We start from the raw sequence: 12,498 nt of genomic DNA, 5'->3' as shown, positions 1-12,498 counted from the left end.
TATTTTCATTACTAAAATACTAGCGTTACACATAGACCTTGCTGAGCGCTGTGACCCGTTTGATTAATAGAGGGGTCGTTAATAGCAGGCTCAATAATAGAAGTCTCGTTAACCAACGGCGACCGCGATAAAAACACCGCGATACCCGCCTGCTCACAAATAGACTTAACTATAGATAACCCCAATCCGGTGCCGTCTATAGCTATGGTTTTGGCCGCACTGTCAGAACGTGCGGTGATGGTCGTGCCAGTCATAGGTGTATCCGTGGCTTGCGACCGTTGACTAAGCCGCACAAACGGCTCAAAGACCCGCTCATAATCTGCAGGGTCAATCCCTGGACCGGAATCCATCACTTGTAAAACCAAACGGCTCGGAGCGGCTAGCCGTTGCTGATGGCTTTGCTGACGGCTTTGATGGGTAGCAATAACCTGAGTACCAAACGCGGCGTCATGCACACGCTGACCTTCTGCTAATCGCCAAAGCTTCACCGCCACCTGCCCGCCTGCCGGAGTATAGACGATTGCATTTTGCAGCAGGTTTTTAATTAATAACAATAACGAGGTCGCATCGGCATGCACTTGACCTTCTGTCTGTAGCTCAACGCTTAACTCAATCTGCTGATGGTCGGCAATAGGCACTAGCAACCCGACCGCTTGCTCAATAATAGGTCTGATAGCTACCAGTTCGCTGACACTATTGACGTTGCCTGCCCGCGCTAAAGTTAGCAGTTGTTCGACCAGTTGTTGGTTGCGTTTTAACCGCAGCGCCAGCTTGTCTAAACCTGCTGCCATGGTCTCATCCTGCGGTAGCCGTTGCAGGCGTTGTAATTGTAAGGACGTCGCTGTCAGCGGTGAGCGTAACTCGTGTGCTGCATCCGCAATAAAGCGCTGTTGCCGCTCAATATGGGTTTTTGCCAACGCTAACAGTCGATTGAGCGATGCCACTAACGGTAGCAATTCGGTCGGTAGGTTATCGCTCGCTAAAGGCGCTAAATCACTCTCTTGCCGTGCATTAATCTCTTGGTGTAATTGTCGTACCGGCTTAAACATCCGCCACATGATAAAGGGCAATAGTAGGGTTAATAACGCCATAGCCAAGGTCAGTGGTAAAAAGGACTGCCAAGCACTCGACTGCGCCAAGTCATCGCGAAATTCAGTGCGTTGTCTTACGATAATAGCGCGGTCAATATCGTCATTAACATCCAAGCTATTAAGTCGATATACCCGCCAAGTATGGTCGTCTATACGCTGGGTGCTGATACCTTTGGGAATGCTTGCCAGTGACGCTAACGTAATCTTAGCCTCCTCCTCTTCCTTACCATGATGGCTGTCCCTATTTGCCTTAACCCCCTCACCTGACTCTTGATTGACGAAGCCAACCATTGGTGCTGTATCCGTCAGCGCAATAATATCGACACTGATATCGCCATCATCATCGTCGGTATTAAAATGTCTGTCTCGAAAAACATCAGCGCTAGCTATTTGGCCCTCTCCTTGCGCCTCTAACGTCTGTACCAATACCTTCGCCACACTTTTTAGGTTGTCGTCTTGAAAGTCATTGACCTCATTATAGTTATACCAGAACCCATAGCCACCCGCCGCTACTGCCAAGAGCAGTAACGGTAACAGTGACCAAAAAATCAGCTGAAACTGTAGTGACTTAAATACGGGGCGGGTCTTAATCATAGTGACGGTCTATTAAGGGTAATGGAGCAATTAGCAACGATTAGAAATAATGTGAAGGTGATTTAAAAACAAATCCAACACCTGATATAGGTAGTCCACTCAAGATTGGGTACAGAGTCACTGGTATAAGTTTGCGCCTGCCTCAGTCATCTTATGACTTCTAGCCAGAAAACTTATATCAGTGACTCGCTATGTGCCAGTTTTAAGCAGGCTTGACTATAAGCAGTGGTAATAAGGACGCTTAGCTTAGTAGAAGGAATTAACCTAATGAAGAAGCAACCAAAAAATAGCGCAAGCCATCATCAAGCCTGACTAATATACCAGCCAAGCCCGCGCACGTTTTTAATCCGCTCTTGCCCGACCTTTTTACGCAGGCTATGGATGAGAAATTCAATCGCATTACTCTCCACTTCCCCGCCCCAACCGTATAGCGAGTCTTCCAACTCAGACTTAGACATCACTTTTTCTGGCGCGAGCATAAAGGTGGTCAGCAGCATATATTCTTTGGCAGTCAAATCGACCGGCTGCTCCGCCATCATGACCCGTTTCTGAGCCGTATCCAAACTTAGATTGCCCACGACGATATGGTTGTCCGCTTTGCCCTGTGCCCGACGGATCAACACCCGCATCCGCGCAAACACTTCGCCCAACTCAAAAGGTTTGACTACATAATCATCCGCCCCTGAATCTAGCCCAGCAATACGGTCTTTTACCTCATCACGGGCGGTCAAAATTAATACTGGTGTGGTAATTTTGGCAGCACGCATAGCTGTCAATACGCCCATACCATCAATCTCAGGCAAGCCCAAATCTAATAAGATAATATCGTAAGGTTGCACGCGTAACGTAAGGATGGCTTGGCGACCATCTTTCACCCAATCGACGGTATAGGCTTCGTCTTGCAGCGCCTCGCTCAAGCTTTCGCCAATCATTAAGTCGTCTTCTACTACCAGTACGCGCATAGCTTGTCCTTATTATAATTATAGGTTGAGTTTATTTTAATTTAATAAGCCGCTTATGATTCATTTTATATTTTGCTTAAAAATCTCTGATTTTATTAATAAAGTCGTGCAGCCAACCGACACTATAGTATCGGCTGGCTAGGTTAATTCTAAGTCATGCTAGCTTTAACTACTAAGCGACAAGGTAGCCATTAAAACCATCATTACAGCTTAAGACTTCGTTTTGGTAGCGATGATTTTGCCGGTATTAGCATCAATCACCACTTTTTGTACTTGTATGCCTTGGGCTATCCTAATCTTGTAAACCGCCTGTCCCTTTTCCATATCAAACTCGGCCTCTAACAGTTTGCCAGGATACTTTTGCGTAGCGATTTGCATAGCTTGATTTAAGCTGACCTTCGCCTGTTGCATGGTTTTATAGTCTGCTAAGTCATCAGCATCCATACGCTCTTGCTCAGCCTTAGTTACTTTACCCGTACTGGCATCAATTTTGATCTCATACTCAGTATCGCCTTTGACCAGTTTGACCTCAAACTCGCTGCTAGCCCCATGGTCTTCTTGGTCGAATTCGGCGCTAACCACATTACCTTTAACCGTTTTTTGTGCAATAGCAATAGCCTGCGCTAAGGTTAGTTTACTTTGGGCAATAGCCACTGCATCACTGACTTTATGGTCTTGTTTAATTACACTTAGTGGAGCAGTAGTATTTCCAGCTTGGCCAGCAGCAACGGCGGCGGTACCAACACCAGCCATGCTTATACCAACGAGGCTAAGGGCGATGATAGCGGATTTGCTTAATTTAGATAACTTTTTCATGGTAGGACTCCTAAGGGTGTATCGAATAATATTTTGGGTATGTAGCTATCATACAACTCGAAACATAGGAGAACCTTAGCGTAGATTTAGCAATAAGTTAGCAAGTGTAATATTGACAATAATTGCTAGTGGCGCATTATCATTGCTAGCGGCTAACCGCTTTTGCACAGACGTCTTCACACTAATCTTTCTATAGGCCATAAAAAACCGCTTATTCTATTAATAAGAATAAACGGCTTGGGAACAACTAACAGGGTGGCAAATACTAGCTGATAAGCAACATCCTATTTATGGGTTAGATGGTTCACAGTCCATACCGCGGCCTCTACGCGCGTACGTAAGCCAGTTTTATTTAAGATATGTTTGACGTGGACTTTGACCGTTGACTCAGCAATGCCCAATTTATTGCCTATCATTTTATTACTAAAGCCTTCAGCAATCATCTGAATCACTTGCAGCTCACGCTCGGTCAGATTTCCCGCGATATCATCGATGCTAGGCGTCCGCAATGCCCGCGCTAAGATGGGCGCTAGACTGGGACTAATCACCAATTCTCCACGTAATATTTTGCGAATATCCACGATGATTTGCTCCGGCTCCATGTCTTTTAGCAAATAGCCATCGACCCCTAATTTAAGCGCCTCTTGCACATCGTCACCGCTATCCGATACGGTAAATAGCAGAATTTTGGCATCAATATCACGCGCTTTGATTTCTTTTAAGGTTTCAATCCCGGTGAGGACCGGCATATGGTGATCGAGCACCACCAAATCGACCTCATGGTCTCGCAAGTAATCGAGCGCCTCTTGCCCATCGCCCGCTTGTGCTACCACGCACACATCCGACTCTAGATTTAGCAAATCCGCCATACCGCGGCGCAACATCGGGTGATCATCCACCAATAATAGTTTGGCGGGCGAGGCGCTGGTATATACGCTGATACTCATAATACTCTCACTGATTAATATCAAAAATAATTAACTAAGCCCTAGCGACCCTACTTATCCTAGCTGCTCTTTAAATAAGGGCTAAATCTCGTCGCAAATAAATGCGCTCTATAAGCTGTCTGGTTAGGGTTGATTAAATTTTTATCAAAGCTATTTAGGCATCTTTATGGCTAGCTTTTGCAAAGAAGTCTGGGCAGAACACCACGGTCACTAGCGTCCCCTTCGGCGTATTCCGTTTCACCGAAAAAGTCCCACTCAAGTTATGCGCGCGCTCTTTCATAATCATCAGGCCATGATGCTGGGTCTGGTCCACACTGCCGCTATCACGGATGCCAATCCCATCATCAACGATGCTCATAATAATTTGGGTTTGGTCCTTATCGTAGCCCAAGCTCACCGTGACATTTTGTGCCTGCGCATGCCGGCTGACATTCGCTAAGGCCTCTCTGGCAATCTGAATCAAATCAACTTGCTCGGCAGCGCTTAACCCCAGCGACATAACCTTATTATCCACACTCACGGCAAAGCTTCCTCTGAGCGCAAACTCGTTGGCCGCTTCGTGCAAGGCTTCATCAAAGCTGTCGTTATTAATAGTGAGGCGAAAGGTGACCAACAGCTCGCGCAACTCTTGGTAGGCAGCGTTTAGCCCAGTTTTAATCTGACCAATAGCTTGGCGAATATCGGGTGCCTTATCCACCGGCGCAGCATTTAGCGTGGCAGGGATGGTCAACTCTTCAGCCGTCAATTGGCCCAAGTGTTTCTCGAGCATACTCACCTGAATTTTTAGATAAGACAGCGACTGCGCTAGCGAATCGTGCAGCTCGCGCGCCATCGTAGAGCGCTCCTCAAACAGAATCAGCTGATGCTCTTGTTGGCGTTGTTTGCGCATCGATAGCGCCGTGCTAATCAAGTTGGTCAAAGCGATAATCAGCTCATGGTTTTCTTCCATCACTGCGCTGACTCTAGATTCCACTGTTTGAATCCGTTGTGAGGATAATGCCCCTTCCTCAAACAAGGACACGCCCACCGCTGCACTGACCATATCTTTAGGTTTTGGCGTGACGCGCAACTCGCCAAACTGAGTTTTCTGTTGGGCGATAGGATAGGATTTGGTATAGATGTGATTTTTGATAGAGCAGCCCTCGCAAGCCAGCTTAGAGCATAGCTCCTGCATCTCATTACCATGGAGCGCGATCGAGTCTTGGTTGCTTAACACCTCATTTTGAATACATAAAGTAAAGTCCAAGTACGGCAATATCTCCCCGAAATCCGCAATTAAACTATCGAGTTTATGCAGGCTCACTTGGCTGGTCGTTAGGTGTTGGGCAAAGTCATATAGTAGGGATAACGCTTGGTTGGCCTTGACCAGATGCTGGGTCTTAACCCGCACCTCCGTCTCTAGCGAGCGCTGGTGGGTTTCAATCGTTCGCGCCATGTCATTAAACGAGCTGCCTAAATCTTGAAATTCTTTGTAGCCGTGAATTGTCACGCTCGTATCCAACTTCCCCTGTTTAAAGCGCTTGTTCGCGTCAATCAACTTCTGTACCGGTCTCAACACGTTGCGACGCAGCTCGCTCATACCGATGAGCATAATAATGATGGCCAATATCAATGACACTACTTGAATCATCTGCTGCATATTTTGACGTTTTTCATTGCGGTATTGCAGCTGACTGACGAAGTTGTCCACGTTATCGATATATTGCAGCGAAGATCGATAAAACTCTCGGCTATCCTGCGTGATCAATGCCGGCTTTAAATACTCTCGCCATTGTTTTTCTATTTGTGCCAACTGCTGATTGATCGCCTCTTGCGGGTTACTGCCAGTCTGTTGATAGTCACGGAGGGTCTCGAGGCGCGTCTCCATATCCGCTACTAAGGCCGCTAGCTTCTCAGTATTAACCTCACTCTTATTATTAACCTCTGCCCTAGTATTAACCTCGTCTTGCGGCTTGGCTCCTGGCTCGACTATCTGCTGATCTTGCATCACATAGTTGATGCGATAAGTCGCCATCCTCAGCGATCCGGCAACGTTGATAGCCTCGGCGTCGGATTCCGATACCCAAGCTAAGAGCCCACTACTAAAGGTGGAGGTCAGCCACAAAATGGTAATCGCGACGATAGCAATACCAGCACGAATCGGTAGAGAATGGGGCAAGATATTTCGGATCATCGCAGCGCGTTATCCCGTGGTCAGTAGCCATTTACAAGAGAAATTATAAGATAATCTATAAAAGTATAAAGGGTAGAAAGCACAGCCTTGACCCTTAAAAACATTGTGGAGACAGCCTCCTACTATACTGTATCACCAACCTTTTTATCATGACCATACCTCTAAAGCAGTAGTCAGCAATGAGTAGCCGCCGCTACCTCTTCAGCGTATTCCGCTACACCCTTGTACTAATAGGCAGCAACCCGGCAACGCGGTACTGTGAATTGTCAGCTTTTACTGGCACTACCTATCTAAACCCCTCTATAAATCCACGCAAAAAATACCCTAAAAAAGTGGGTGCAACCTTATAGAGCTGTGCAGTAAACCTGACCATTAGCCCCATTCACTGAAATAACTAAGAGAGGTTGATATGCCGTATAAGGACAGTCTTAAGGGAGGTAAAATTATCACCGACTGGCGTCCTGAGATTAAGGAGTTTTGGCACGGTGGCGGTAAGCAAGCGGCCAATCGCAACTTGTGGATCTCTATCCCTGCGCTCCTCCTCGCTTTTGCGGTATGGATGGTCTGGAGCACCGTCATTGTACGCTTGCCCGATATCGGCTTTACCTTTGATCAAAACCAATTGTTTTGGTTAGCCGCCCTGCCTGGATTATCGGGTGCGACCCTGCGTATTTTCTACTCCTTTATGGTACCGATTTTTGGCGGACGCCGCTGGACCGCTATCTCGACGGCGACCCTACTTATTCCGGCATTATGGATGGGCTTTGCCGTTCAGGATGCCAGTACCTCCTATAGCGTCTTCGTCATCATCGCCCTACTTTGCGGCTTAGGCGGCGGTAACTTTGCCTCATCGATGTCGAATATTTCTTTCTTTTATCCTAAGGCGAAACAAGGCACCGCGCTAGGACTGAACGCAGGTCTGGGCAACTTAGGCGTGTCCGTAATGCAGTTTGTCATCCCCAACGTCATCCTATTTGGCGTCTTTGGCGCTTTAGCCGGTGGGCCGCAAATCACGGCAGCGGGCAAGGCTTTATATTTACAAAATGCCGGCTTTATTTGGGTGCCTTTCATTATTATCGTCTCCATCGTAGCTTGGATTGGCATGAACGATATCTCTTCTGCCAAAGCCTCCTTTAAAGACCAAGCCATCATCTTTAAGCGCAAGCATAACTGGATCATGTGCATCTTATACATGGCGACTTTTGGCTCGTTTATTGGTTTCTCCGCGGCCTTTCCCATGCTCATCAAAAACTCCTTCCCGCATATCGATGCCCTATTGGTAGCCTTTTTAGGCCCTCTAGTCGGCGCGCTATTCCGTCCTTTTGGCGGTTGGATTGCGGACAAATTGGGCGGCGCTCGCGTGACCTTTTGGAACTATATCGTGATGGTACTCGCCGTATTAGCCGTGATGTATTTCTTACCCAGCGCTACTCATGAAGGCAATTTCATCGGCTATTTCATCTCCTTTATGGTGCTGTTCATTACTACTGGTATTGGTAACGGCTCGACCTTCCGCATGATTCCAGTAATTTTCAGATCAATGCACGAGCGCCTATCCCCTGAAAAAATCGGTCAAGAAGACTTGTTCATTGAAATTCGTAAAGAGTCTGCTGCTGTGGTGGGGTTCACCTCCGCCATCGCCGCTTACGGAGCCTTCTTTGTACCCAAAATGTTTGGCTCAAGCTTAGGCGTCAATGGCACCTTTATCGCCTTGATTGTCTTTTATGTGCTCTGTATCGCGCTTACTTGGTGGTACTACAGCCGGGCTGATGCGGAATATCATTGTTAATTAAAGCCGGTTCATACCAGCAGGCTAATTAAAGCTCGTAATAAATGTAGGTTAATGCCAGCTTGGTTAATTAAAGCTAGTTACCTAAATTTTAATCAATATCTGCTGAATGAATAAGCCTCTAGCCAATACCTCAGTACTACTAAAGGGGTAGCGACCTGCCCATCTTAGCCAATAGGCAGCCCGCTAGCCCTTCTCTAAACTACGATTACCGCAATGATATTTACTGCTTGCACGCATAGACGGCCCGTTTCACCCGTGCTACGCCCAGCTCTAAGTACCCCTTAGGTATCAATTAGGCAAGATTAAAGGATAGCAAAATGAGTCATTTACTCGACCAATTTCGTTTTTTTAAACGCAAACAGGCAGAGTTCGCCGACGGACATGGCGAAGTGCGCGATGAGTCCCGCGATTGGGAAAACGTCTATCGCAGCCGCTGGCAGTACGACAAGATTGTCCGCTCCACCCACGGGGTCAACTGTACGGGCTCATGCTCGTGGAAAATTTATGTCAAAAATGGCTTGGTCACTTGGGAAACTCAGCAGACCGACTATCCGCGTACCCGTCCTGACCTACCGAACCATGAGCCTAGAGGCTGTCCGCGTGGCGCCAGTTATAGCTGGTATATGTACTCGGCCAACCGGGTTAAATATCCCAAAGTTCGCAAGCCTCTATTAAAATTATGGCGCGAAGCCAAAGCCCAATATGCCGACCCGGTCCACGCTTGGGCGAGTATTGTCGAAGACCCTAGCAAAGCTGAGCAGTATAAATCTAAACGCGGCCTAGGCGGTTTTATCCGCTCCACATGGGCTGAGGTTAATGAAATTATCGCCGCGAGTAACGTCTATACCGCCAAGACTTACGGCCCCGATCGTATTGTCGGCTTCTCACCAATTCCCGCTATGTCGATGGTCAGCTATGCTGCCGGTAGCCGTTATCTATCGTTGATTGGTGGCGTCTCTTTATCCTTCTACGATTGGTATTGTGATTTGCCACCCGCCTCTCCAATGGTTTGGGGTGAGCAAACTGACGTCCCAGAATCCGCTGACTGGTATAACTCCGACTATATTATTGCTTGGGGCTCGAACGTTCCGCAGACCCGGACACCCGACGCGCATTTCTTTACCGAAGTCCGCTACAAAGGCACTAAGACCGTTTCTATCACGCCTGATTATGCGGAAATCTCTAAACTGACTGACCTTTGGCTAAACCCAAAACAGGGGACGGATGCCGCCGTTGCCCAAGCGTTCTGTCACGTTATTATCAAAGAGTTTTATATTAAGCAGCCGAGCGACTATTTCTTAGATTACGCCAAACGTTATACCGATTTACCCATCCTAGTGATGCTTGAGGGTGAAGAAGGCAAGCGCCGTCCGGGTCGCTATTTACGTGCCTCCGATCTTATCGATGATTTGGGCCAAGAAAACAACCCAGAATGGAAAACCATCGGTCTCAACAATGACGGCAAGTTGGTGTCACCGCTAGGCTCAATTGGCTACCGTTGGGGCGAAGATGGTCGCTGGAACCTTGAACAAAAAGATGGCGCTACCGGTGATGCTATCGACCTAACCTTGACGCTTAAAGACAGCGGTGAAGTCAGCCAAGTGGCGTTCGATTACTTTGGCCATACCGAGCACCCGTACTTCACCTCGGTCCCTGGCGAAGCTTTACAAATCAAAAATGTCCCTTGTAAAACCGTACAATTGGCAGATGGTACTACGGCTATCGTCGCGACTGTCTTCGATTTAACCGTTGCCAATTTAGGCGTCGATAATGGCGTTGGCGGCGACCATGTCACTGACGATTATAACGATGCTAACGTCCCAGGCACGCCGGCTTGGCAAGAAGTCATTACGGGTTTAAGCCGTGAGCGCGTCATCCAAGTGGGGCGCGAATTTGCTGAAAACGCTCATAAAACCCACGGTAAATCGATGATTATCATCGGTGCGGGTATGAACCATTGGTATCACCTCGATATGAACTATCGCGGCGTCATCAACATGCTCATGTTATGCGGTTGTATCGGTAAGTCTGGCGGTGGCTGGGCGCATTATGTTGGTCAAGAGAAACTACGCCCACAGACCGGTTGGTTGCCTTTAGCCTTTGCCCTAGATTGGCACCGTCCACCACGCCAAATGGCCGGCACGAGCTTCTTCTATAGCCATAGCTCGCAGTGGCGTCATGAGACTATTTCTGCCCATGACATCCTCTCGCCGCATGCCAATAAGCATATTTTCCCTGAGCATATGCTCGACTATAACATCCAAGCCGAACGCGCCGGTTGGTTGCCCTCTGCCCCGCAGTTTAGCCGCAACCCACTGACGATTGCCGCCGAGGCGAAAGCGCACGGTAAAGATATCGAAGAGCATGTCATCGACTCGTTGCATAAAGGCGATTTACGCTTTGCTTGTGAGTCTCCGGACAACCCCATCAACTTCCCGCGCAACATGTTTATCTGGCGCTCGAACCTTTTAGGCTCGTCAGGCAAAGGCCACGAGTACATGCTCAATTATTTCTTGGGCACCAAAAACGGCATGCTTAGTGAAGAAAACCTAGCAGGTGGTCTGCAACCTAAAGAAGTGGATTGGGTCGAAAAAGGTCCTACTGGCAAAATTGATTTGGTGGTCACTTTAGACTTCCGGATGTCTTCGACTTGCCTGTATTCCGATATCGTTTTACCGACGGCAACATGGTACGAAAAAGACGATATGAACACCTCGGACATGCACCCGTTTATTCACCCTCTAACCGCTGCTACTGACCCGGCTTGGGAATCAAAAACGGATTGGGAAATTTATAAAGGCATTGCCAAAGCCTTCTCTGCCGTCTCTGTTGGTCACCTTGGCGTGGAAACTGACGTAGTGACTTTACCGATGCAGCACGATAGCCCAGGCGAATTAGCGCAGCCTTTTGGTGGTACCGATTGGAAAACTGCAGGTGTACGTCCGCAGCCCGGAATTAACTGCCCGATGATTAAAGTCGTCGAGCGTGATTACCCCAATACTTATGCCAAATTTACCTCGCTAGGACCTTTGCTAGAAAGTCTAGGCAACGGCTCGAAGGGCCTTAATTGGGACATGAAAAAAGAGGTCAAAGACCTGGGTGATTTGAACTATCGCGTCACCGAACCTGGCGTCTCAGAAGGCCGTCCACGTATTGATACCGGTATCGATGCCTCTGAGACCATCTTGATGCTCGCCCCTGAGACCAACGGTCATGTGGCGGTCAAAGGCTGGGCAGCATTGGGTAAATTTACCGGTCGCGACCATACCCATTTAGCCAAGTCTAGCGAGCACGAAAAGATTCGCTTTAGAGATATCGTCGCCCAACCGCGCAAAATTATCTCGAGCCCAACGTGGTCGGGTATTGAATCGGATGAAGTGAGCTATAACGCTGGTTATACCAACGTGCACGAGCTGATTCCTTGGCGCACCATCACCGGCCGTCAGCAGTTTTACCAAGATCACCCGTGGATGCAAGCTTTTGGTGAGCAGATGCAGCAGTACCGTCCGCCTATCGATACCAAAACCACGGAGATTATGCAGAACGCTAAGCCGAACGGCAATGCTGAAATCGTCCTAAACTTTTTAACCCCGCACCAAAAATGGGGCATCCACAGTACCTATTCAGAAAACTTGCTGATGCTGACGTTAAGCCGCGGTGGTCCTTGTGTTTGGATGTCAGAAGTCGATGCACAAAAAGCCGGTATCGAAGACAACGACTGGATCGAACTGTTCAATAAAAACGGCGCGATTACCGCCCGCTCTATCGTCAGTCAGCGGGTCAAAGAAGGCATGTGCATGATGTACCACGCGCAAGAGAAGCTGGTCAACATCCCAGGCTCTGAGCAGACCGGTACGCGTGGGGGCATCCATAACTCGGTCACCCGGACCATCTTAAAGCCTACCCATATGATTGGGGGTTATGCCCAGCAGTCTTATGGCTTTAACTACTACGGTACCGTCGGCTGTAACCGCGATGAGTTTGTCGTTATCCGCAAGATGTCGAAGATTGATTGGTTGGAAGACAAACCGGACGATTCCTTACCGCGTCCTTTGCCGACCAGCTTGGATGAAGAGGTGCGCGTAGCAAGATAGCCCTTGCTGCGTCAGACCTCGATAACGCT

General features: G+C 48.2%; 7 protein-coding genes. 2 read left to right on the top strand and 5 right to left on the bottom strand.

Annotated features, from left to right (window positions below; translation table 11 throughout):
- Positions 1-11 precede the first annotated feature (11 nt).
- The 5 genes from ACZ2XM_RS10080 to ACZ2XM_RS10060 all read right to left on the bottom strand — a co-directional run bounded on the left by ACZ2XM_RS10080 (position 12) and on the right by ACZ2XM_RS10060 (position 6,583).
- On the bottom strand, positions 12-1,685 hold the full coding sequence (locus ACZ2XM_RS10080; protein WP_490588668.1) for a sensor histidine kinase: 1,674 nt from the start codon (positions 1,683-1,685) through the stop codon (positions 12-14).
- A 302-nt stretch (positions 1,686-1,987) separates the two neighbouring features.
- Positions 1,988-2,647 (bottom strand): response regulator, encoded by a 660-nt coding sequence (locus ACZ2XM_RS10075; protein WP_490588667.1) that lies wholly within the window; start codon positions 2,645-2,647, stop codon positions 1,988-1,990.
- 210 nt (positions 2,648-2,857) lie between these two features.
- Positions 2,858-3,463 (bottom strand): PepSY domain-containing protein, encoded by a 606-nt coding sequence (locus ACZ2XM_RS10070; protein ID WP_490588666.1) that lies wholly within the window; start codon positions 3,461-3,463, stop codon positions 2,858-2,860.
- Between the two features lie 284 nt (positions 3,464-3,747).
- Positions 3,748-4,410, bottom strand: a complete 663-nt coding sequence (narL, locus tag ACZ2XM_RS10065; protein ID WP_201498911.1) for a two-component system response regulator NarL — start codon at positions 4,408-4,410, stop codon at positions 3,748-3,750.
- Between the two features lie 154 nt (positions 4,411-4,564).
- Entirely contained in the window at positions 4,565-6,583 is a 2,019-nt protein-coding gene (locus tag ACZ2XM_RS10060) for a type IV pili methyl-accepting chemotaxis transducer N-terminal domain-containing protein (protein ID WP_490588665.1), read from the bottom strand.
- Positions 6,584-6,992: 409 nt separating this feature from the next.
- Here ACZ2XM_RS10060 and ACZ2XM_RS10055 point away from each other — a divergent pair, with 409 nt between their 5' ends.
- Positions 6,993-8,372, top strand: a complete 1,380-nt coding sequence (locus ACZ2XM_RS10055) for a NarK family nitrate/nitrite MFS transporter (protein WP_490588664.1) — start codon at positions 6,993-6,995, stop codon at positions 8,370-8,372.
- A 320-nt stretch (positions 8,373-8,692) separates the two neighbouring features.
- Positions 8,693-12,469, top strand: coding sequence for a nitrate reductase subunit alpha (locus ACZ2XM_RS10050; RefSeq protein ID WP_490588663.1), 3,777 nt, complete (start codon positions 8,693-8,695; stop codon positions 12,467-12,469).
- Positions 12,470-12,498: the final 29 nt, after the last annotated feature.

The organism is Psychrobacter sp. CoH-33_TS_01 (genome assembly GCF_058189395.1).
This window is presented reverse-complemented; position numbering and strand designations above follow the sequence as displayed.

What these genes read in the sequence shown, in the direction of transcription:
- ACZ2XM_RS10055 (WP_490588664.1), top strand. Translation starts at nt 6,993, where the DNA reads ATGCCGTATAAGGACAGTCTTAAGGGAGGTAAAATTATCACCGACTGG.
- ACZ2XM_RS10075 (WP_490588667.1), bottom strand. Translation starts at nt 2,647, where the DNA reads ATGCGCGTACTGGTAGTAGAAGACGACTTAATGATTGGCGAAAGCTTG.
- ACZ2XM_RS10050 (WP_490588663.1), top strand. Translation starts at nt 8,693, where the DNA reads ATGAGTCATTTACTCGACCAATTTCGTTTTTTTAAACGCAAACAGGCA.
- ACZ2XM_RS10070 (WP_490588666.1), bottom strand. Translation starts at nt 3,463, where the DNA reads ATGAAAAAGTTATCTAAATTAAGCAAATCCGCTATCATCGCCCTTAGC.
- ACZ2XM_RS10080 (WP_490588668.1), bottom strand. Translation starts at nt 1,685, where the DNA reads ATGATTAAGACCCGCCCCGTATTTAAGTCACTACAGTTTCAGCTGATT.
- narL (WP_201498911.1), bottom strand. Translation starts at nt 4,410, where the DNA reads ATGAGTATCAGCGTATATACCAGCGCCTCGCCCGCCAAACTATTATTG.
- ACZ2XM_RS10060 (WP_490588665.1), bottom strand. Translation starts at nt 6,583, where the DNA reads ATGATCCGAAATATCTTGCCCCATTCTCTACCGATTCGTGCTGGTATT.